The sequence below is a fragment of the Pandoraea oxalativorans genome (assembly GCF_000972785.3).
Lineage (GTDB): Bacteria > Pseudomonadota > Gammaproteobacteria > Burkholderiales > Burkholderiaceae > Pandoraea > Pandoraea oxalativorans.
In genome coordinates this window covers 5,032,833-5,053,437 of the sequence record NZ_CP011253.3, presented here as the reverse complement: position 1 = coordinate 5,053,437, position 20,605 = coordinate 5,032,833, and the positions used below count along the sequence as shown (strand labels likewise).

Sequence of the window (20,605 nt, the reverse complement as noted above, 5' to 3'; positions counted from 1 at the left end):
AAAAATACCGGCGAGCGTGTTCGCGAGGTGTGAAGCATGTGGGCTCGCCGGGTAAGACCTACACCTTGAACCTCGATACGGTGCGATCCAGTTCCTCTGCGCCCTGATTGAGACCGGTCGTCGCCTGGGCGATGGTTTCGCACGCGCCCGCCGATTTCTCCGTCTCTTCCGCCACGTGCTGAATCGCGAGACTCACTTCGCGCGCGGCGACGAGCTGTTCTTCGGCGGCACACGAAATTTCGGAGATGGCCTGCGTGGTGCGCGACACACCGCTCACGATCTTCTCGAACGCTTCACCCGCCTGACGCGACACGTCGCTGCCCTGCGACACGCGCTTGGTCGACTCGTTGATGAGCTTTGAGATTTCCTTGGTGGCCTGCGACGAGCGCTCGGCGAGCTTGCGGACTTCGTCTGCCACGACCGAGAAGCCGAGGCCGTGTTCGCCCGCGCGCGCCGCTTCGATCGCGGCATTGAAGGCGAGCAGGTTCGTCTGCCCGGCAATCTCGCCGATCACTTTCACGATCTCGCTGATGTCTTCCGACGACTTGTTGATCAGTTCCATCGCTTCGATGGAACGGGCAATGGCGCGTGAGCCGGTTTCGGCTTCCTGCTGCGTCGACTTGGCGAGTTGGTCGGCACCCTTGGTGTTGTCGGCAATCGAGTTGATCGACGCCGTCAGTTCCTCGATGGATGCATTCATCTCTTCGACCGTCGCGCCCAGCGCCTGCGCACCGGTGGCCACCGTATTCGCGCGGTCTGCGATGTCGCGCGATGCACCGGAAAACTCGCCTGCCGAGTTGACGACCTTGCCGATCACGCCACGCAGGTCGTCCATCATGTGGCGAATGCCGTCGGCCAACTGATCGATGGGATCGGTGCCGTTCACCGCAATGGCGCCGGTCAGGTCGCCCGCAGCCGCGCGGTTGACGGTGTCGAGCAGCAGCGCGACTTTGCGCTGATCGTCTTCCGCCCGCCGCTTCACGCTCGCTTCGAGTTCGACCTGCTGGGTGATGTCGGTGGCGAACTTCACGACCTTGTAGGGGCGGCCATTCGCGTCGAGGATCGGGTTGTACGTCGCCTGAATCCAGATTTCGCGCCCGCCACGCCCGAGACGCTTGTAGCGCCCCGCACCGAATTCGCCGCGATTGAGCTTGGCCCAGAAGTCGCGATACTCGTTGCCGGCGACGTAATCGGCCTCACAGAACATGCGGTGATGTTTGCCGCGAACGTCGTCGAGCGAGTAGCCCAGCGTTTTCAGGAAGTTGTCGTTGGCCGTGATGACCGTGCCGTCGAGATTGAACTCGATGACGGCCTGCGCGATGTCCATTGCGCGAACCTTGCCTTCGTATTCGGCCTGACGCGTGCGGTCGGCTGTGACATCGGTGGCGAACTTGATCACCTTGTACGGCACGCCGTTCGGGTCGAAGACCGGGTTGTACGACGCGCGGATCCACACTTCGCGTCCGCCTTTGCCCAGACGCTTGTACTCGCCGGAATCGAAGTCACCGCGACCGAGCTTTGCCCAGAATTCGCGATATGCGTTCGAGGCGGTGTACTCCGGCTCGCAGAACATGCGGTGATGCTGGCCCTGAATCTCATCGAGACGGTAGCCGAGGGTGTGCAGGAAGTTCTCGTTGGCGTGAAGAACGCGCCCCTGCAAATCAAACTCGATGACGGCCTGCACGCGGTTGAGCGCGGCGGTGACGGCCTGTAGTTCCTGTTGTTCCATTTGGAATTCAGGCGTGGCGATTTCCATGACTTTCCCCCTGATACGCTTGCCCCGGCGCGTGTCGTGCGGCCGTCACGAAAGGGATGCTGCGTTCCCCCAATTGAATACGCAGTCCTCTATAGACGCGATTACGACAGCGAAGGAGTCAACTTTAGATCGGTGCGTACCCGCATGTGGTCTATGCCGATATCGATGAGAATCGCTTCGAAAGCCGCGTCCATTAAGGCTTTAAAGATAAAGGAAACAAAAAGGAAGTCGACGCTGTTATAGCGTCGATACATTTCAAACGCACAAATGAAATAAGTAGAGCTAAGTGCCCGCACATGCGCGGTGCAGGAAAATGTCGCGATCGTATGTCGGAGATTGGGCTCCGCAAAGATCGGAAAGATCTGAAAAAAAGCCTCCTCCCATATCTGCAACGGGAGGAGGGTTTGAGTCAAAGCCGCACTCTTCGGGGCAATTGAAAGGGCGACGCTTATCACTATGCAAGCGTCGTGCCAGACAACGGGGCCTCGTGAAACCCGCGTCGTTGCTGGGTTTTCGGAAAGTCACGACATCGATGGCGGTTCGATGTTACGGCCACACGCAGCGTGCGTTACGTAACAAAGTGCGACACTTTCCCGGTTTGGCAACCTTCGCTTACACGGCTTACAGACGCGTGATGGGCTTCCTACAGGGGCGGCGATATAAAGAAAGCGAACGGATTCGCGTTCTTATCTGTGGAGCCAGATCATGAAGTTAGTCGTCGCTGCATTGCTTGCTATCACGCTTGCCGGATGCGTTGTTGTTCCGGAACGGCCCTATTACGGAGGGGGTTATTACGGGCACCGTTGCTGCTATCGCTATTGAAATATAGAAGGCTGACGTTTTTCGTGCGGCATCGAAAGTGCGTTGTCCGATGAGTTACGAAACCATTTGTCGTTTTAATGCGAGGTCGTAAATCACTCGAATGCCGATTCATGCCTGAATGCGCGATGGCGCATGAAGTGTCGATAAGTCGTCGAGGCTTCATGCGCGCATTACATGAGTCGATACAATCCGTTCGCAGCGACCGCAGCGACGTCCGTCACCATGACGTTTTCAACGATGGGCGTGCTGAAAAATTAAAGCCCCGCAGGTCGGCCGAGCTGCGGGGCTTTTCTTCGACATTGTTTCGCCATGAAGGCGGGAAATCCTAGCGATGGCGATGATCGCGACGGTCGCGATGGTCCCATCCACGACGATCCCAGTCGCGATCGTGGTGCCAGTGGCGCGGCGGCGGGCCTCGCCAGTAGCGCGGGGGCGGGCCATAAACAACGGGAGGCGGGGCCACCATCATCGGTGCCGGTGCGGCGTAGACCGGGGGCGGCGCGTAGACCGGCCCCGGGGCAATGATGGCCGGGCCGGGGATGCCGATGTTGACCGACACGTCGGTGCGCGCGAAGGCGCTGCCCGACACGACGACTGCCGTGAGTCCCACGAGGCTGGCGGTGGCCATCCAGAAACGACGTTGCATCTGTTCTCCTTATTAAGCGCTGCGCTGTGTGTGCCGGCGCGCGATCCGTAGTCGAAATTCTACGGACGAGGGGCCGCCGCCGGTGCTACGGCGGCACTACAGATGTAACAAGGCGTAAGGGTGACGAGGTGACGAGGTGACGAGGTGATGAAGGCGAGCAGGCCTATCGGCGTTCGTGATCTCGCGGCGCGAGAAAGCTTGCCGGACGCCGACCGCGTCGTTCGGAGGTCGCGAAGTAGGACGGACGACGCAAATCGCGTGTGTCGTTCGGCGAACGCCAGTACGGTGTACGGGGCGTGCCGAGCAGATCGCCGGGACGGTGCGGGGAGAGCGGGGGTACGGAAGCGGGCCAGGCGACGTTGCGCCAACGTGCGCCAGCAGGCACGACGAGAACCAGCATGACGAATACGAGCGTCACAACGGCGTAGACGACAACAGGCGAGAGGGCGGTCTCCATGACAAACTCCGGTCGCGTACATCTCACACCACTGGGGGGATGCGTGGCGGGCGCGGTTTCCGGGGCAGGCGCATTGATGCGACAGTCCCTGGAAAGACGCAACCATGCGGTCCGGCACGCAAAGTGTGGCGTTTTCACTATAGTCCATGCGGGTCCGGCTGACACTCGGTTGATGCCACGCAGGTTGCAGGACTACACTACAGGCGCAGTTTCCCGAATGCCATCACGACTTTGCCGTCCGGGGGATCGAGATGAACCAGGCGATGCTGGATCCCACTTCTGCCGCCGACGCCACGGCCCACGGGCGGGCTGCGCCCGCTGCACCGGCGCTCGCGCCGGTGGCCATCGATCACGTCGCGTATCCAAGCTACGACGCGACGCTCACGCACCGATTCTACGTCGATGTGATGGGTTTCACACTCGCAGGGGCGCAGACCGGCATGAGCCGGTTGTGGGGCAAGCCCTATCTGCTCGTCAGCTACCAGATCGAACCCGGCCAGGCACTGGCGTTTTTTAATTGCGACGGCCTCGCGCCGGAACCGCACCCCGACACACCCGCCACTCAGATTCATCACGTCGCGCTGCGCGTGCGTGATCTTGAAGCGCTGGAGCGCTGGAAGGCGCGTCTGACGGCTCACGAGGTGCCTTTTGCCGCCGAGCGTCATGGAGACGGAGAACATCTCTATCTGCTCGATCCGAACGAGATCATGCTGGAACTATGCATGCAGACGCCGGAGTCCGCCGCCGGACAATCGCAGGGCGCGCTCGACACACTGCAACGCTGGGTCGATGGCGTGAGATAAACGAGCGGGAGGGGGGCCGTGTGCGCCAGAGTCGGCGCGCGCGGCGCTCAGCCTTCGACGTCCTTGCCCAGACCGTCCCAGCTTGAGGCGACGGGCGGTGCAATCCCGAACAGATCGATCACGCGGGCGACGGTGTCGTCGACCATCGCGTCGAGCGATGCCGGGCGGTTGTAGAACGCAGGCAGCGGCGGGTACACGATGCCGCCCATTTCGGTGACGGCCGTCATGTTGCGCAGATGCGCGAGGTTGAAGGGCGTCTCACGCACCATCAATACCAGACGGCGGCGCTCCTTCAGGGTGACGTCGGCGGCACGGGCGATCAGATTGTCGGATAGCCCGTGGGCGACGCTTGCGAGCGTCTTCATCGAGCAGGGCGCGACGACCATGCCAGCCGTGGCAAACGAACCGCTGGCGATGTTCGCGCCGATCTCCCGCACGCTGTGGTACTGATCGGCGAGCGCCTGCACGTCCGAGCGGTCCAGCCCGAGTTCGTGGCGCAGCGTAAGCCAGCCAGCACTCGAGACCATCAGATGCGTTTCGACGCCGCCCATTGCGCGTAGGCGTTCGAGCAGGCGCACGCCGTACACCGCGCCCGTCGCGCCGGTAATGGCAACGATCAGACGCGAAGGTGCGGACGTTCGGGCGGCACCCGTCGATAAGGTCGATAGGGTCATCGACTTATCGGTCGGAGAGATCCGGCGCTCAGGTGACTCAGACGACTTAGGCCAGTTCGGCGATGATCTGCTTGAGTTCGCCGCTGTTGTACATCTCCATCATGATGTCCGAGCCGCCGATGAATTCGCCCTTGATGTAGAGCTGCGGGATCGTCGGCCAGTTGGCGAATTCCTTCACGCCCTCGCGGATTTCGTTGTCTTCCAGCACGTTGACCGTGAACAGGTCGTTGACTTCGCATGCCTTCAGAATCTGGACGGCACGGCCGGAAAAACCGCACTGCGGGAATTGCGCGTTGCCCTTCATGAAAAGGACGACGGGGTGCTCGGAGACGATTTGCTGGATACGTTGCTGGGTAGTCATGTTCGGAAGCCCGTGGGGATGCCGGAAAGTCGGCGTATCCGGCATTTTAGCGGTTTTCTGCGCCGCCCGTCGGCGTCCGCTCAGGGGCGGCGTCCACCGGTCGTGCGCTCGATGCCCGAGAGGTCGCGCTCGGAGGCCACGTCCGTGAAACCCGCCGCCGTGCAAAGCGAGCGGACATCCGCGGCCTGATGGTAGCCGTGCTCGCACAGCAGCCAGCGATCGGGCAGCAGACGCTGCGGCGCGCCCGCTACGATGACGCGCAGGGCGGCGAGACCGTCGGCGTGGTCGGTCAGGGCGTCGACCGGCTCGAAGCGCAGGTCACCCTGCGAGAGGTGTTCGTCGCCCGACACGATGTAGGGCGGATTGGAGACGATGAGGTCGAAGGGGGGCTCGTCAGCGGGCAGTGCGTCATACCAATCGCTCGCCAGGAACCGGACGCGGCCGTCCAGCCCGAGTTGACGGGCGTTTTCACGGGCGACGTCGAGGGCGTCGGCGGATCGGTCGAGCGCCGTGACGCGCGCGTCGGGGCGGCTATGGGCGATGGCCAGCGCAATCGCCCCGCTGCCGGTGCCAAGATCGAGCACGCGCGGCGTCTGACGTCCTTCGATGCGCGCCAGCGCCAGCTCCACGAGCAGTTCCGTTTCAGGCCGGGGGATGAGGACCGAGGGGCTGACGTTGAGCACCAGTCCGAAGAATTCCCGCGTACCGGTGAGATAGGCGATGGGTTCGCCCGCCACGCGACGCGCATGCAAGGTCCGGTAGACGGCGACCGTCTCGGGCGCGAGCGGCTCGCGGTCGCGGGTAATCAGTTGCGTACGGCTCCAGCCGAGCACGTGCGAGAGCAGAATGCGCGACTCCAGGGGCGGCAGGCCCGGCTCGCGCAACAGCGTCGCGACGGTGGCCACCCCGACGGGCGCTGCGCTGCCGTCCTGCGCGTTCTGCCCATCCGGCGTCATCAGGCCGCCTCGCCCAGCGACGCCAGCAATTCCGCCTGATGCTCGGTCACCAGTGCGTTAATCATCTCGTCGAGATCGCCGTCCATGATGTATTCGAGCTTGTAGAGCGTGAGGTTGATGCGGTGATCCGTCATCCGCCCCTGCGGGAAGTTGTACGTGCGAATGCGCTCGGAGCGGTCGCCCGAGCCGATCAGGCTCTTGCGGGTGGCGGCTTCCTTGGCCTGCTGCGCACGCAGTTGCGCATCTTTGATGCGCGCGGCGAGCACCTTGAGCGCCTTGTCCTTGTTGCGGTGTTGCGAGCGGTCGTCCTGACACTCCACGACGATGCCCGTGGGCAAGTGCGTGATGCGCACGGCCGAATCCGTCTTGTTGACGTGCTGACCGCCCGCGCCTGACGCCCGGAACGTATCGATGCGAATGTCGGCCGGATTGATTTCGACGTCGGCGACATCGTCCGCTTCCGGCATCACGGCCACGGTGCAGGCGGACGTGTGAATGCGACCCTGCGTTTCGGTGGCGGGCACACGCTGCACGCGATGGCCACCCGACTCGAACTTCAGACGCGAGTACGCGCCCTGACCCACGAGCCGGACAATGACTTCCTTGTACCCGCCCAGATCCGATTCGCTCGCCGACATGATTTCGACCTGCCAGCGTTGACGCTCCGCATAGCGCGAGTACATGCGCAGCAGATCGCCCGCGAACAGCGCCGACTCGTCGCCGCCGGTGCCCGCACGGATTTCGAGATAGATGTTGCGGTCGTCGTTGGGATCGCGCGGCAGCAACATGCGTTGCAGCGTGCCTTCCAGATCTTCCATGCGGGCGCGGGCGTTCGCGGCTTCGTCTTCGGCGAACTCGCGCATCTCCGGATCCGACGCCATTTCCTGTGCGGCGGCGACATCCCCCAGCGCCTGGCGATATTGCTGATATTGCGCGACGACAGGCGCGAGCTCGGCATGTTCGCGCGTGAGCTTGCGGTAGTTGTCCAGGTCGCGGGTAACGTCGCCCTGGCTCAATAGGCCATCAAGCTCTACCAGACGTTGCGTCAATTGGTCGAGCTTGGCTTGCATGCTCGCTTTCATCTATTTGTCGGCGGATCCCGAGGTGCGAAACAGTTCGGGAATGAGGTGGATGATTTGCTCGCGCGAATCGCCGCGCGCCGTATTGAGCGCGTGCGTCGGGCCGTGCAGGAATTTCTTGGTGAGGGACTGGGACAGGGCTTCGAGCACGGCGGCAGGGTCGTCGCCACGCGCGAGCATGCGCTGGGCACGCTCGAGTTCGGCCACACGCATGGCCTCGGCAGTGCCGTGGATATCGCGAATGACCGGCACGACGCTGCGCGCGTCGAGCCATTGCATGAAGTTCTGCACGCGCGTCTCGATGATCGCTTCGGCTTGCGCAACGGCTGCCTGACGCAGCGCGTTGCCTTCGCGCACGACCGCGCCGAGATCGTCGACGGTGTACAGGAAAACGTCGGTCAGACGACCGACTTCCGGTTCGATGTCGCGCGGCACGGCCAGATCGACCATGAACATCGGCTTGTGCTTACGTGCCTTGATGGCCCGCTCGACAGCGCCCAGCCCGATCAGCGGCAACGTACTCGCCGTGCAGGACACGACGATGTCGAACTCGTGCAGACGTTGCGGCAACTCCGACAGACGGATCGCCGTGCCGCCCAGACGCTCGGCGAGCTTCTCGCCGCGTTCGGCCGTCCGGTTGGCGATGTACAGGGCTTTCGGATTTTGCGCGGCGAAGTGTGTCGCGCACAGATCGATCATCTCGCCCGCGCCGATGAACAGCACCTTCTGCGTGCTGATGCTCTCGAAAATACGCTGTGCAAGACGCACCGCCGCAGCGGCCATCGACACCGAATGCGCACCGATCTCGGTCTGGCCACGGACTTCCTTGGCTACCGCGAACGTGCGCTGGAAAAGCTGGTTCAGATACGTGCCCAGCGCACCCGCCTCGGCGGCGGTGCGCACGGCGTCCTTCAACTGCCCGAGAATCTGCGTTTCACCCAGCACCATCGAGTCCAGACCGCTGGCCACGCGAAAGGCGTGACGCACGGCGTCGGACTGGGGCAGGGCGTACAAATGGGGGGCGAGGTCGCTGGCGGGAATGTTGTGGAACTGGGACAGCCAGTGCACCGCGCGCTCACGCGCCGCGGCATCGTCCGTCACGCAATAGATCTCGGTGCGGTTGCACGTCGAGAGGATGGCGGCCTCGGGCGCGCTCAACTTGCCGCTGCCGGTCCACAGACTCTTGAGGCCCGCCAGCGCCGGCTCGATCCGCTCGAACGGAAACGCCACCCGTTCGCGCAGCGAGACGGGCGCCGTATGGTGGTTCAGGCCGAGAGCGAGCAGTTGCATGGTGTGGGGGATCCAATAGCTCCTGATTATAGCGCGTCGACGCGATGCCCGTTTCATTGGCCCGGCGTGCCCGCGCATTGGGGCAGCGTGCCGCATCATCGCGCAGCCGTCGGGTTTTGACAAATAGTCATCCCTTATACCCGGCATAGCGAAGGCCTGCCGCAGGAGGGTGGTCGGGCGGAATTCGCTTGATATATCAGATGTCGCAAGCCGTCGGCGGGCGGGCGACGTCCGGTTCACATATTGGGTGTGGGTCTTCGGAAATCGGGTCTATACTGCGTTCGGGTTCCCATCCTTGGAGATTCGTCATGGGCATCATCGGCACTATCGTGGTCGGTCTGGTCGTCGGTCTCATTGCACGCGCCCTGCATCCCGGGCGGGACAGCATGGGCATCATCATGACGATCATCCTCGGCATCGCGGGCGCACTGCTCGCCAAGTATGTCGGTCAGTTTCTCCACCTGTATTCGGAAGGCCAGTCCGCAGGCTGGATCGCTTCGATCATCGGCGCCATCGTGCTGCTGGCGATCTATGGTGTGATCAAGCGCAATCGCGGCACGGCCTGAACGGCATCCGCCCGATGCGCCCGACGCGCCATCGGGCGGAAATTCTCACCTGGCGATAATTCGGGGTGCTTCGCGCTGCGACCCCGGTGCCCCCTGCGACCCCTGCGACGATAGGCCGCAAGTTCACGTCGGATTTCGGGACGGCGCGTGTCGCTCCACGGCAACGAGTCGAAACGTGCCGACGTGAGGGGGAAATGGCGAGCGGCAGCGTTCGCGATTCGCTTCCCGGATCGTCGCCCGGCACCTTCCAAAACCGGAATCCGATCAGGGTCTTGTCTTCGCGCACCGTGTGAATCCGCGGCCAGCATAGGTTGTGCGTCGAGCGCTTGTCCGCGCCGATGCGCGTCGCACGTGTTTTGTCGCATTCGGCTATGCTTGTGGCCATCGCCAGGCCCAAGTCGTCTTGACTACGCGTGCGGCACGACCGCCACGTTCGATCCCCGTCTTCCGCCATCTGGCAGCGGCTGCTGCACCTGACACGGTGTTGCGCCTTTCTCGCAAGTTGTTACGCCGTATCCCCCACTTCATAAAAACACATGTCTGCGACACGCAATTCCGTGCGGCCATTGATTGTGGCATCCGTCATGGCGGCGACCTCTATGGTTGCCATCGAAGCCACGATCATCTCGACGGCTATGCCGCAAATCGTGGCCCAACTCGGTGGCCTGAATCTCTATAGCTGGGTTTTCTCCGCCTTCCTTCTCGCACAGACGGCCATGACCGTGGTGTTCGGCAAACTCGCCGACATTTACGGACGCAAACCGGTCATTCTCGTAGGCATCGCCGTGTTTCTCGTCGCCTCGCTGGGCGGCGGTTTCGCCTGGTCGATGCCTGCGATGATCGCGTTCCGCCTGTTGCAAGGCGTGGGCGCGGCGTGCATTCAGCCGGTCAGTCTGGTGATCATTGCCGATTACTACCCGATCAGCGAGCGCGGCAAGGTGCAGGGCTATCTGGCGAGCGTGTGGGCCATCTCTGCCGTGCTCGGCCCGATGCTGGGCGGTCTGATCATTCGCGATATGTCCTGGTCATGGATCTTCTGGCTCAACATTCCGATCGGTTTGCTGGCTGCGGCAGGTTTCATCGCGTATCTGCATGAAGAGGCACCGCGTCAGCGTCCGAGCATCGATTACATGGGCGCGGTGTTCTTCACGATTGCCGTCGCGGGCCTGATGATCGCGTTGACGGACGCCAATGCCTTCACCGACACACACGTCTGGGGGGGTGTGCTGGTTTGCGTCCTGGCGTCGCTGCTGTTCGTCTGGCAGGAGCGTCGCGCGAAGGATCCGATGATCTCGTTTGCACTGTGGAGTCGTCGTCCAATTGCAGCGGCAAATGCGGCGACGCTGCTTTCGGGCATGGTGTTGATGGGCCTGACGACCTTCCTGCCGATGTACGCGCAGGGCGTCTTGCGTCAGACGCCGGTCGTCGCCGGTATGGCGCTGACGATGATCATGGTCGGCTGGCCGATCGGCTCGACGATTGCCGCCAAGACGTTCACGCGCTTCGGCCTGCGTCGCGTGCTGGTCGGCGGCAGCCTGCTCATGCCGGTCGGCGGCCTTGTCTTCGCATTGCTCGGCCCGAGCAGCTCGCCCGTGCTCGCCGGTGTCGGCTCGCTGATCATGGGCTTCTCGATGGGCACGGGCAGCGTGAGCGCGCTGGTGCTGATTCAGGAACTGGTCGGTCCCTCGGAGCGTGGTAGCGCCACGGCGTCGAACATCTTCTCGCGTAACCTCGGCAGCACGTTGGGCGCGACGCTCTTCGGCGCTGTGCTCAACTTCGGCCTGACGCATTCGAGCGGGCTGGCACCGGTGACGTCGGACCAACTGCGTCACGTGCTGGAAGATCGCGGGGTGTCGTCGCTGGCTGATCAGGCGATTCGCGCGGTGCTGCAACACTCGCTGCACCTGACGTTCCTGTCGATCCTCGCGATCTCGATTGGCGTGATGCTGCTGTTCATGCTGGTGCCGACGAACGCCGTCGACAGCACGCGCGGCACGAAGCGCGACAAGCCGGAGTTCGTGCCCGGCGGTCATTGAGTCGAGCGGCTGAACCCCGTAACGACAGTTCTCGAGACAGCCGGCGGGGCGTACCCACCGGCTGTTTCATTTTCGGCAATACGGCTGGCTTACCTCATCAACGAGACGTCTCCGGCACGAGGTGCAGGCGCGACTCCGTCGCCGCTTCTACGGCCTCGCGGGAGTACGGCAGCTTGAAGTACTCGCCGTCGAGCCACTTCTGCGCCAGATCGCGATAGTGCGGGCTGTCGGGGTTGCCCGATTCACCCGGCAAGTTCATTGCACGCGTGTTGTCCCAGTTCCCTACGTCGACCGCGATCCGGAACGACGGTCCGTTCGTCTGACGGAAATCGCTCACGCGGTACGTCGACTGGTTGGGCGTGAACGGACTACCCCCCTTGGGCAACGGACCGACGTTGAGTTTGGCGCGCATGTCGGCGTCCACGGCGTCGGCGAGTGGATGGGCGTTCAGGTTTGTCTGGAGCTTGCCCCACCGCCAGGCGCCCGGATCGACCCCTTGCAGTTTGACCATCTCGTCCCATGCATCGCCAAGGCTCGCGAGCAGCACGGCATCGCGTTTGGCCGCAGCGTTCTCGCCGAAGCGGGCAGCCGGTTGTTCGAGCGCGTCGAGCATCGATGCCGGGTCGGGCGCATCGAACGTGTCGGCGGCTGCCTTCGGCAGTACCGCGTTCTTGTACGCGCGACCCAGATGACGGCTGAACCAGACCTCTTCCAGTGCGGCCTGCGCCGAGTCGGCACCCATGTGCGCGTCCCATCCCTTCAGGAGCTTAAGGGCCGAAGCCGTGCGCGGTTCGTTGCTCGACAGCGGTGCGAGCAGCGCCATCAGACGCCGCGCCGGGATCGACACGATGTCGTTCTGCAACTGCTCCGAATCTTCGAGCGAGACCTTATCCTTTGCCTTCAGCACTTCGTCGATGCGCGCATGTCGCGAGCCGTTCGTCCACTCGAAGCCGAGCTTGCGCTGCGCGTAGGGATAGCCCGCAGGCATGTTCATTTCGTTGGACGTTGTGAAGTAGCCGCTTGCCGGGTTGTACGCGGACGGCAACTGATCGCGGCGCCAGAAGCCAGCCCACTCATAGCGTCCGTCGCCGGGCACGGGCATGAGGCCGTCCCAGTTCGGGCGAATCGGCGCCATGCCGCTCGGCACCCAGCCGATGTTGCCCGAGGTATCTGCATAGACCTGATTGACGGTCGGTGCGCCCCAAGTGTCGAGCGCTGTCTGGAACTGAGCATAGGTTTTCGCGCGCATATAGCGCATGGCGTCGAAGTACGGCGACATGCCCGGTTCCAGCCATGCAGTACGCACGGCATAAGCGCGGTGCTTCGCGGCATCCACATAAATCACCGGGCCGTGCTTCGTGAACTTGAGGTCGGTCTGGACCGGCGCGCCGTCGCGGACTTCTATCGTCTCGTGCACGGTGCGCATCGGCACCCACTTGCCCTGGTAACGATACTGATCTGGGTTGGCCGGATTGAGTTCGTAGACGTACAGATCTTCCTGATCGATGTTGAAAATCGTGAGGCCGAAGGCGATGGTGCCGTTGTGACCGATGGCGACGCCGGGAATCGCAGGCTCACCCGCGCCGATCAGGTTGAGTGTGGGCGTGCTGACCTGCACGATGTAGCGCAGACTCGGCGCAGCATAGGCGCGGTGCGGATCGTTGGCCATGATGGCGCGTCCCGTGGCCGACTTCTGCGGCGAGACCACCCAGTTGTTGCTGCCTTCCGCCGATTCGGTGGAGACGTCGTAAGGACCGTTCTCGGCGAGTTGGACGATGTCCGCGTTGGCGTGTTGCAGTGAATCCCTGGTGATCTTCACGCCCTGCGTGGCGAGGTCGAAGACCTTGAGCAGATCATCCGGCAGGCAGGGATCGAGGCCGTCGGGCACCTGCGTCTTCCACGCGGGTTGCAGGCCGACGCGCACGCTGTCCGCATCGAGCGATGCGCGACACACGACCTTGGCGCGCGCCACTTCGCTCTTGAGGTTGCGCGTGAGGCCGTGGCTGCGAATGCGCACGATGTCCTCGGCCGACCATTTGGCCGGCCAGTAGCCGACCTTTCGGAATTCGTACGGTATCTGATCGGGGTTCCGCGCGAGCCAGTCGATGTAGGCGTTCACCCCGGCAGCGAACGCTTGCGCCGCCGGTTTCGCGTCGGGTCCGTAGCGACGCCACTCCGTCGCCATATCGCCCCGGTAGACGAAACGTCTCGCCGCGTCGTCCTGCGCCACGTAGGCGCGGCCGAACACTTCGGACAGTTGGCCGAGCCCACGGCGTCGCCAGAGGTCGATCTGGAACAGACGATCGCGCGCGGCATTGAAGCCTTGCACGAAGAAGCCGTCGCGCTCGTTGGCAGCGAAGATGTGCGGCACGCCGTTGCGATCGATCAGAATGTCGGCGGGTTGCGACAGTCCGGTAACGGTCAGCGTTTGCGAGGAAGGTGAGGCGGATGATGCCGTAGCATCGGCAGCATGCAGGGACGCGCTCCACGTCGTGACGGCAAAGGCCAGCGCACCGGCGGCGTGAATGGCATTGGGGCGTTGCATTGTCTTCCTCCTGTGATGGGACGGCTTCTTGTTGTTGCGACATCGACTGCGTAATACCTCGCAATCCTAGACGTCTCGTTCAGGCACGCAACCCAAATTCGGAAGAAATGGCATAAATTCTTAATCGTCCAACCCTGACGGGCGCCTGCGCCGATGTTGCAGTGCAAGCTTTTCGCAACCCGATGCGCGTGTGCCGGTATTGTCAGGCGAACCGATTTCGTCGTCTTCCTCAGCGAGTCAGTCCCGATGCCGGATTTGCGTCAGACATCTTCCGACAGGCAAGCGCCCACCACGCGCGCCCGGCGCTGGCGTGCGTCGCCCCTCATACGCACGCTGCTCGTGCCGCTGATGCGTTTCGGTGTCTCGGGGATGATTTCGACGGCGGTGCACGTGTTCGTGGCGATCACGCTTATCGAAGCGTTCGGCGTAGGTTCGGTGCCCGCGAACGCCGTGGCATTTTGCGTGGCGACGCCGTGCTCCTATCTGCTCAATACGTTATGGAGCTTTTCGGCACGCGTGCATCGCACGAGTCTCGCGCGTTTTCTTCCGGTGTCGCTCTTCGGCCTGCTGCTTACGACATGCGTCGCACGAACGGTCGAGCACCTTGGCGGGAACCACTGGATCGGAATCGCGGCCGTGGTGCTGACTGTGCCACCGACGACTTTCCTGCTTCACCGGTACTGGACGTATCGAGGCGCGTGATCTTGCCGGAGATGTGGCGCACGCCCGTGCGCGCAGGCAAGTGACTGACCTTGACGCTGGATTGATAGCGTCGGCGCACGAGATAGAGCGGTCGTCCCTTCGATTCGTAGTAGATACGTCCCACGTATTCGCCGATGACGCCGATGCCGACCAGCTGAATGCCGCCGAGAAACAAGATGCCGACGAGCAACGACGCGTAGCCCGGCACGTCGATGCCGTGCAACAACGTGCGAATCACGATATAGCTGCCGTACGCGAGCGACATCAGCGCCAGCGAAACGCCGATGTACGTCCAGCATCGCAACGGCACCGTGCTGAAGCTGGTAATGCCTTCGAGCGCGAAATTCCACAGCCGCCATCCGGAGAACTTCGACTCGCCAGCGGCGCGAGGTTCGCGCACGTACTCCACGATTTCCGTGTGAAAACCGACCCACGCGAACAGCCCTTTCATGAAGCGGCGGCGCTCGGGCAGTCGCTTGATGGCAGTCACGACGCGCCGGTCCATCAACCGGAAATCGCCCACGTTCTCCGGCAACTTCACTTCCGACAACCGGTTATGAACGCGGTAATACAACCCCGCCGCCACGCGTTTGGCGACGGTGTCGCTAGCGCGATTGGTCCGCTTGGCGAGGACGACCTCCGCACCGTCGCGCCAGCGTTCGATCATCACCGGGATGAGGGCGGGCGGGTCCTGAAGGTCGGCGTCGATGGGGATGACGGCATCGCCTTGTGCTTCGTCTATGCCTGCGCTCAAGGCCGCTTCCTTACCGAAGTTGCGCGTGAAGTCGATGATGCGGATGCGTGCGTCGGCGCGTCGCAAGGCAAGCAGGCAACTGAGTGTGTCGTCGGTGCTGCCGTCGTTTACGCACACGATCTCGAAGCGCGCGTCGGGGACGCTGTCGAGGGCAGCGGAGACGGCCCGGTAGAACTTGTCGAGCGCAGGGGCTTCGTTGTGGCACGGCACGACGAGCGAGATGAGTGGCGTGCCTGATGAGGCTGCGGTGGCTGATGTGCCCGATGGCCCGCGATGCGCGGTCGGCGAATGGGAGATGTCGTTACGGGGAGCGGCTGCGCGGGGCATGGCGATTACCTCGTGAACGCTGGTGTCGTGTCCGTGCGGAGCGCGCGGGCGGTGGCGGGATGGTCGTCTCCCGACGTTTTCGCGTCGTCGGCCTGATGAACCTCAGGCACATGGGCGAGGCGACGGCGGCGTCGCCACAGCATCGCGAGGGTGCCGAGCGTGATGAACGGCAGGAACTGGAAGCCGATCTGCAACGAGCCGAGCAGGCCGAGCGCGGGCGTGATCCACAACAGCACGAGCCACTCGCGCTCGCCACGCAGCCAGCCGCGCGCAATGCCGTCGCGCACGTACCATGCGATGACAAGCGCGAGCAGCGTGAGGTCGTAGTCGTAGAGGTAAGGACTGACGAGCGTCGTTGCGCACACGAGCGTTGCCGCGCGCAGGGCAAAGACGCCCGGACGCCGCCAGAAGTCGATCAGCACCGCGACCGCGCACAACGCCATGACGCCGTGCACGATAGTCGCCACTTCGACGGACGCGCCGAGCATCCGTGCCGTGATGAAGAACGTCGGCACGCGCGCGATCTGCGCCGTTCCGTTGACGATGCTCTGCCGCGCGAACGCCGAGGCGTGCAGGAAGGTCGTGTAGACATCGATGCCGAAGACCGCCGCAGCCAGCACCGTCGTGCCGATCACCGTCGCAATGCATGCGCCGAGCGCGCGCCACTCGCGGGCGCAGAGGAACGCCAGCGGGAAGAGCAGGGCGACATGCGGCTTGACGAAGAGCAGGCCCGCGAACACACCGGCCCACACCGGGCGTTTGCGCATCATGACCAGCGCGACGCCTGCGAGTGCGGTGGTGTAAAGCGCGATCTGTCCGGCGATGATCACCAGCAGCACGCCGGGGAAGCCGAGAACGGGCAAGCGCGCGCCCGGCCACGGGGCGGTGCGTCGCAATGCGGCGTAGTAGAGCCCGAGGCCGACGCAGGCGTACAACGTGTAAGCGTAGGTGAACGGCAGCAGCGCAATGGGCGCGAGAAACACCATCACGACCGGCGGGTAGAGCCACGGCAGGACGCCGCCGATCTTGTCCGCCCAGGGTTGCTCGGCAATCTGCACCTGCGTCATCAGATCGACGTTGTAGGCATCGAGCGCATGCCCTTGCAACACGAAGTGCGACGCGCCCCAGAACGGCAGGAAGTCGAGCCCGATGGGGCTGATGGTCGGGGTCGCGCTCCATGCATAGCGGTATCCCCAGATGCCGAGCACGGCGAGCGCGAGCACGATGGCCGCCACGCTGTAAAGACGAATGCGCGCCGGGTCTTCCGACCAGTGGCGGCGCGTGCGTGGGGCGCTGCGTGTGACGTTAGCGACGGCGGACGGCTTCGATGTCATGCAAGGTCCTCCCCCTGGCTGCATGAAACGGCGTTGCTCTGTTGCGCTTGTACTCGTTTTACTTCTTCATGACGGCGATGTCGTTCGGTGACGTGGCGCGCACATTGTTTTGAACTTCAAGCGATATCGGCGCGCCAGCAGGAACGATTCCATATTAGACGAGCCGTTCTCCGAAAGAATCAATGCGCACTAACCGCAATAGCGACGACGGCCGCCTTATTCAGCGTACGTCCGATGGTATCTCGGCGGGGATGTCAAAAACTGGCGTTTGAAATATAGCTTCGGAACGTTTGGCGTGCCGAATGCCTTCGGCTCATCAGGGTGCCGCGCGATGCAGCAATCCGGCGATCTGCCACCACAGTGCGGTGAGCGGCACAACGGTGAGCAGCGCGACGGCGGCGCTCGCCAGGCAATAGCGCGTGGCATCTCGAATGCCGACGCCCGCCAGCGCCATCGCCAACACAAGGGGCGGCGCTTGATACGGCAGCGCGATGGTTGAAATGCCGACGGTCTGTGCGAGCAACACGGCCTTCACGCTCAACGGTGCACCCAGCGCGAGCGCCGGGACGAGGGGGGTGTAGAGCGCCGGTGCTGCGTTCGAGGTGACAAGAAAGGTCAGCGCAATCGATAGCGCAACCAGTATCAGAAAGGCGGGCATCGTCGACATCTGCGCCAGATCGAGTCGCGCCAACGCCGGTCGCAAGGCGCTGGCCAGCCCGGCATGATCGACCGCGGCCGTCAGTCCGATGATCGCCGCGACGAACCATAGCGGGGCGAGTTTGACCTGTTCCAGAAAAGCGTCCGGATTCACCAGTCGCAGCGGTCCAAGGCACAGCAGCGCCACGCCAAGGCCCACCCAGCCCGCAGCGATGTGATGCCACGGTTCGGTGAGCCACAGCGTGAGCATCAACGCGAGTGCGCCGAGCAGACGCTTTTCGTCGGGGCGCATCGCGGTGTTCATCGCGGTTGAAGCGTCCGCGCGCTCGCCACCGCGCATTGTCAGACGGTCCGGGAAGAGGCGTCTCGCGACGATCACGAGTACGACGCCTCGCACGATGGCCAGCGTAGGCACCAACGCCACGGCGTATTCGCCATAGCCGAGACGTAGACCGAGCACGGTTTCGGCCGTGCCCGCCATGACGAGGTTGGGCAGGTTGGCCGGAAGGATCGCCGTCGACAACTCGCAACTGGCGAGCGCGGTGGCGAGCATCAGACCGGTGCGTCCCGGGCGGCCTTGCACGAGGCCGACGCGGTCGCAAAAGCTCAGCACGATGGGGGTGAGAATGGCGATGCGCCCGAGCGTCGAGGGCATGCCGATACCGAGCGCGAACGCGATGGCGGCGAACCCCATGAGCGCGAGACCGTACGCATGACCGCAGTGATCGGCAAGCCGGGAGGCGACCCGTTCGCCAAGCCCCGTGACGCTCAGCGCCATGCCGATGACCGCACCGCTGAAGACCAGCCAGAACGCGCTCGACGTGAAACCCGAGAAGACGACCGTCGCGCCGAGCGAGGTGCATGTGGCCAGCAGGAACATCAACAGAAGCGAGACGAGGAAGTCCGGCAACCAGCCCGTCGCCCAGTAGCTCAGACAGAGCAGAACCACGACGGCTACGGCGAGTGTGTCGCCACGCAGCCCGGCGATGTACAGCGCGAACCCGGCGGACGCACTGATCGACGCCAGCAGTCCATGTCGCCAGAGATGGCTGGGGTGGAGGGCATCCGATGCCGAGGCTGCGGCCTTCGAGGGGCCGGTGGGCGGTGCTATCGGGGGCGCGAGGTCGGGCGGGTCGGGTGTTGGGGAGGGCGTGGCAGAAGTCATGGGCGTTACCTGTCGTCAGATAATATATAATTCGTCTTAATTATATATAGTTAACCGAGGGAGCCAATTAATGCGCCAGGAAGCGGGCACGGGAACGGCGGTCGAGCGGACTTACGAGGCGTTGCGGGAACAGATCGGACGCGGCGAGTTGAAGCCAGGCGAGGCGTTGCGTCAGGACCATCTCGCGGCGGCGCTCGGGGTGAGCCACGTGCCGGTGCGCGAGGCGCTGACGATGCTCGCGTCGGACGGGCTGGCCACAAGCCGGACGAATCGCGGCACGACCGTGTCGGCGCTCACGGAAGACGACGCACTTGAATTGGCCGACTTTCGTGCGTTGTTGGAAGGACGTCTGATGGCGCTGGCAATGCCGAATCTGTCGCGCGCGGATCTGGCGCGGGCGCGGGCTGCGCTGGACGCCTTGGAGGCCGCCACCGAACTGACGGACATCGTCACGCGTAACGCGGCCTTCCACGGCATGCTGTACGCGAAAGCGGAGCGTCCGTACTTCCAACGAGCGGTGGCGACGGCACGACTCAATCTCGGTCGCTATCTGTTCCTGACGTGGCAGAAGCAGGACAACGCGACGCGCTCGCACGACGAGCACCGCGAGTTGCTGCGTCTGTGCGAGGCGGGCGACGATGCCGGCGCCGTCGCGCTGGTGCAGGCCCACAACCGCGCGACGGGAGAACAGATCGCGCGCATCATCCGCGAAGGGTGGGATGGATGACGGGTCGCCAGCTTGTCGTTGCGCCGGCAACGCCGAGCGACTTCCGATAATTCTGCGACCATGCGGTGAGGCTTCTCGCAGAAACAGGCCTACATTCAAGGAGCTATAGGACGGCTATGAAGATGCCGAGCAAACCCATCTGACGCTATTGGTTCCTGTCATCCCATACTCCCTCTCGCTAAAGTGTCCCGGCATTGAGATGGGACCATAAAAGGACTATATTCGGTCCTAACTGGGAAAATGGACATATGGACATGCGTTACTCCACACAGGTAAAGCCGATTAGTTACTTGAAAGCCAATGCCGCCGAGGTATTGGCGACGATCGCGGAGCAACGCACCCCGCTGGTGATCACGCAAAACGGTGAGGCCAAGGCTGTGTTGCAAGACGTGGCTTCGTACGAGGAAACGCAGGAGGCTTTGGCTCTGCTGAAATTGCTGGCCCTCGGCAAACAGGATGTGGCGGCGGGCAAAGTCAAACCGGTCGCGGATGTCGTCGCTCGTCTTCGCAAGAAGCGAAAAGCTGGGGAGTGACGAAAATCGTGGTCAAGTACGAAGTGTTGTTGACCGACGGTGCCGAAGGTGATCTTGAAGGGATTTACGACTACATCGCAGAATTCGATTGTCAGCAAAACGTCGACTACGTTTTGGATCAGTTGATGGAGGCTGTGTCAGGCCTGGAGCGATGGCCTGAGCGCGGTAATTACCCCAGAGAACTCAGTTCGCTAGGCATCCGGGAGTACCGACAGGTGGCGTTCAAGCCGTATCGCGTTATCTACCGGGTCCTTGGGAAGCAGGTCATCATCGACCTGATTGCCGATGGCAGGCGCGATATGCAAACCGTTCTTGAAACGCGGCTTTTAACGCGTTAGCGGCTACCCATTCCAACGCCCAAAACAAAACACCCCAGCACATCGGCTGGGGTGTTTGTCGTTTGGCAGACGCTGGC

Annotated in this window: 19 protein-coding genes and 1 pseudogene; 7 read left to right on the top strand and 13 right to left on the bottom strand. The window is 63.2% G+C overall.

The window, feature by feature from the left end:
* Positions 1-58: 58 nt before the first annotated feature.
* The 4 genes from MB84_RS22265 to MB84_RS22250 form a co-directional block, all read right to left on the bottom strand.
* Positions 59-1,729, bottom strand: a complete 1,671-nt coding sequence (locus tag MB84_RS22265; protein ID WP_245725431.1) for a methyl-accepting chemotaxis protein — start codon at positions 1,727-1,729, stop codon at positions 59-61.
* A gap of 128 nt (positions 1,730-1,857) precedes the next feature.
* Positions 1,858-2,169, bottom strand: a complete 312-nt coding sequence (locus MB84_RS22260) for a hypothetical protein (protein WP_052652683.1) — start codon at positions 2,167-2,169, stop codon at positions 1,858-1,860.
* 734 nt (positions 2,170-2,903) lie between these two features.
* The gene (locus MB84_RS22255) at positions 2,904-3,224 is read right to left on the bottom strand and encodes a hypothetical protein (protein WP_157122815.1); all 321 of its coding nucleotides are present in this window, start codon (positions 3,222-3,224) and stop codon (positions 2,904-2,906) included.
* A gap of 163 nt (positions 3,225-3,387) precedes the next feature.
* Positions 3,388-3,681, bottom strand: coding sequence for a hypothetical protein (locus MB84_RS22250; RefSeq protein WP_046289930.1), 294 nt, complete (start codon positions 3,679-3,681; stop codon positions 3,388-3,390).
* Between the two features lie 263 nt (positions 3,682-3,944).
* Between MB84_RS22250 and MB84_RS22245 the strand changes: the two genes are divergently transcribed.
* Positions 3,945-4,484 (top strand): VOC family protein, encoded by a 540-nt coding sequence (locus MB84_RS22245; RefSeq protein WP_169835036.1) that lies wholly within the window; start codon positions 3,945-3,947, stop codon positions 4,482-4,484.
* Positions 4,485-4,531: 47 nt separating this feature from the next.
* Here the strand turns inward: MB84_RS22245 and MB84_RS22240 are convergent, their stop codons facing one another.
* The 5 genes from MB84_RS22240 to hemA all read right to left on the bottom strand — a co-directional run bounded on the left by MB84_RS22240 (position 4,532) and on the right by hemA (position 8,844).
* Positions 4,532-5,158 (bottom strand): UbiX family flavin prenyltransferase, encoded by a 627-nt coding sequence (locus tag MB84_RS22240; protein ID WP_046289928.1) that lies wholly within the window; start codon positions 5,156-5,158, stop codon positions 4,532-4,534.
* 46 nt (positions 5,159-5,204) lie between these two features.
* Complete coding sequence (gene grxD / locus MB84_RS22235) at positions 5,205-5,519, bottom strand: Grx4 family monothiol glutaredoxin (protein WP_046289927.1); 315 nt, start codon at positions 5,517-5,519, stop codon at positions 5,205-5,207.
* 80 nt (positions 5,520-5,599) lie between these two features.
* Positions 5,600-6,475: a peptide chain release factor N(5)-glutamine methyltransferase gene (gene prmC, locus MB84_RS22230; protein ID WP_046289926.1), complete on the bottom strand. Its 876-nt coding sequence runs from the start codon at positions 6,473-6,475 to the stop codon at positions 5,600-5,602.
* Positions 6,475-7,557 (bottom strand): peptide chain release factor 1, encoded by a 1,083-nt coding sequence (gene prfA / locus MB84_RS22225; RefSeq protein ID WP_046289925.1) that lies wholly within the window; start codon positions 7,555-7,557, stop codon positions 6,475-6,477. Before prfA ends, prmC begins: the two co-directional genes overlap by 1 nt.
* Positions 7,558-8,844, bottom strand: a complete 1,287-nt coding sequence (gene hemA, locus MB84_RS22220; protein WP_046289924.1) for a glutamyl-tRNA reductase — start codon at positions 8,842-8,844, stop codon at positions 7,558-7,560.
* Between the two features lie 308 nt (positions 8,845-9,152).
* Here hemA and MB84_RS22215 point away from each other — a divergent pair, with 308 nt between their 5' ends.
* The gene (locus tag MB84_RS22215; protein WP_039393436.1) at positions 9,153-9,410 is read left to right on the top strand and encodes a GlsB/YeaQ/YmgE family stress response membrane protein; all 258 of its coding nucleotides are present in this window, start codon (positions 9,153-9,155) and stop codon (positions 9,408-9,410) included.
* A 536-nt stretch (positions 9,411-9,946) separates the two neighbouring features.
* Positions 9,947-11,446, top strand: a complete 1,500-nt coding sequence (locus MB84_RS22210) for an MDR family MFS transporter (RefSeq protein ID WP_046289923.1) — start codon at positions 9,947-9,949, stop codon at positions 11,444-11,446.
* Positions 11,447-11,543: 97 nt separating this feature from the next.
* Here the strand turns inward: MB84_RS22210 and MB84_RS22205 are convergent, their stop codons facing one another.
* The gene (locus MB84_RS22205; protein ID WP_046289922.1) at positions 11,544-13,991 is read right to left on the bottom strand and encodes a penicillin acylase family protein; all 2,448 of its coding nucleotides are present in this window, start codon (positions 13,989-13,991) and stop codon (positions 11,544-11,546) included.
* 153 nt (positions 13,992-14,144) lie between these two features.
* On the opposite strand from MB84_RS22205, the pseudogene MB84_RS31625 reads away from it, so the two are divergent.
* Positions 14,145-14,618, top strand: a pseudogene (locus MB84_RS31625) (GtrA family protein); the annotation flags it as partial.
* On the opposite strand, the gene MB84_RS22200 reads toward MB84_RS31625, so the two are convergent.
* From MB84_RS22200 to MB84_RS22190, 3 genes are all read right to left on the bottom strand, one after another.
* Positions 14,563-15,774, bottom strand: a complete 1,212-nt coding sequence (locus MB84_RS22200) for a glycosyltransferase family 2 protein (RefSeq protein ID WP_084009930.1) — start codon at positions 15,772-15,774, stop codon at positions 14,563-14,565. The pseudogene MB84_RS31625 and the gene MB84_RS22200 overlap by 56 nt on opposite strands.
* A gap of 5 nt (positions 15,775-15,779) precedes the next feature.
* Positions 15,780-17,108, bottom strand: coding sequence for a glycosyltransferase family 87 protein (locus MB84_RS22195; protein ID WP_046289921.1), 1,329 nt, complete (start codon positions 17,106-17,108; stop codon positions 15,780-15,782).
* 316 nt (positions 17,109-17,424) lie between these two features.
* Entirely contained in the window at positions 17,425-18,930 is a 1,506-nt protein-coding gene (locus MB84_RS22190; RefSeq protein ID WP_052652680.1) for an SLC13 family permease, read from the bottom strand.
* Positions 18,931-19,000: 70 nt separating this feature from the next.
* Between MB84_RS22190 and MB84_RS22185 the strand changes: the two genes are divergently transcribed.
* From MB84_RS22185 to MB84_RS22175, 3 genes are all read left to right on the top strand, one after another.
* Positions 19,001-19,657: a GntR family transcriptional regulator gene (locus MB84_RS22185; RefSeq protein WP_046289920.1), complete on the top strand. Its 657-nt coding sequence runs from the start codon at positions 19,001-19,003 to the stop codon at positions 19,655-19,657.
* A 254-nt stretch (positions 19,658-19,911) separates the two neighbouring features.
* The gene (locus MB84_RS22180; protein WP_046293147.1) at positions 19,912-20,190 is read left to right on the top strand and encodes a type II toxin-antitoxin system Phd/YefM family antitoxin; all 279 of its coding nucleotides are present in this window, start codon (positions 19,912-19,914) and stop codon (positions 20,188-20,190) included.
* Positions 20,187-20,528, top strand: coding sequence for a type II toxin-antitoxin system RelE/ParE family toxin (locus tag MB84_RS22175; protein ID WP_046289919.1), 342 nt, complete (start codon positions 20,187-20,189; stop codon positions 20,526-20,528). The genes MB84_RS22180 and MB84_RS22175 overlap by 4 nt, the downstream gene beginning before the upstream one ends.
* Positions 20,529-20,605: the final 77 nt, after the last annotated feature.

Bases quoted from the DNA above. Each gene is read 5' to 3' on its own strand.
- MB84_RS22265 (WP_245725431.1), bottom strand. From the start codon at position 1,729: ATGGAACAACAGGAACTACAGGCCGTCACCGCCGCGCTCAACCGCGTG.
- MB84_RS22255 (WP_157122815.1), bottom strand. From the start codon at position 3,224: ATGCAACGTCGTTTCTGGATGGCCACCGCCAGCCTCGTGGGACTCACG.
- MB84_RS22250 (WP_046289930.1), bottom strand. From the start codon at position 3,681: ATGGAGACCGCCCTCTCGCCTGTTGTCGTCTACGCCGTTGTGACGCTC.
- MB84_RS22245 (WP_169835036.1), top strand. From the start codon at position 3,945: ATGCTGGATCCCACTTCTGCCGCCGACGCCACGGCCCACGGGCGGGCT.
- MB84_RS22240 (WP_046289928.1), bottom strand. From the start codon at position 5,158: ATGACCCTATCGACCTTATCGACGGGTGCCGCCCGAACGTCCGCACCT.
- grxD (WP_046289927.1), bottom strand. From the start codon at position 5,519: ATGACTACCCAGCAACGTATCCAGCAAATCGTCTCCGAGCACCCCGTC.
- prmC (WP_046289926.1), bottom strand. From the start codon at position 6,475: ATGACGCCGGATGGGCAGAACGCGCAGGACGGCAGCGCAGCGCCCGTC.
- prfA (WP_046289925.1), bottom strand. From the start codon at position 7,557: ATGAAAGCGAGCATGCAAGCCAAGCTCGACCAATTGACGCAACGTCTG.
- hemA (WP_046289924.1), bottom strand. From the start codon at position 8,844: ATGCAACTGCTCGCTCTCGGCCTGAACCACCATACGGCGCCCGTCTCG.
- MB84_RS22215 (WP_039393436.1), top strand. From the start codon at position 9,153: ATGGGCATCATCGGCACTATCGTGGTCGGTCTGGTCGTCGGTCTCATT.
- MB84_RS22210 (WP_046289923.1), top strand. From the start codon at position 9,947: ATGTCTGCGACACGCAATTCCGTGCGGCCATTGATTGTGGCATCCGTC.
- MB84_RS22205 (WP_046289922.1), bottom strand. From the start codon at position 13,991: ATGCAACGCCCCAATGCCATTCACGCCGCCGGTGCGCTGGCCTTTGCC.
- MB84_RS22200 (WP_084009930.1), bottom strand. From the start codon at position 15,774: ATGCCCCGCGCAGCCGCTCCCCGTAACGACATCTCCCATTCGCCGACC.
- MB84_RS22195 (WP_046289921.1), bottom strand. From the start codon at position 17,108: ATGACATCGAAGCCGTCCGCCGTCGCTAACGTCACACGCAGCGCCCCA.
- MB84_RS22190 (WP_052652680.1), bottom strand. From the start codon at position 18,930: ATGACTTCTGCCACGCCCTCCCCAACACCCGACCCGCCCGACCTCGCG.
- MB84_RS22185 (WP_046289920.1), top strand. From the start codon at position 19,001: ATGCGCCAGGAAGCGGGCACGGGAACGGCGGTCGAGCGGACTTACGAG.
- MB84_RS22180 (WP_046293147.1), top strand. From the start codon at position 19,912: ATGCGTTACTCCACACAGGTAAAGCCGATTAGTTACTTGAAAGCCAAT.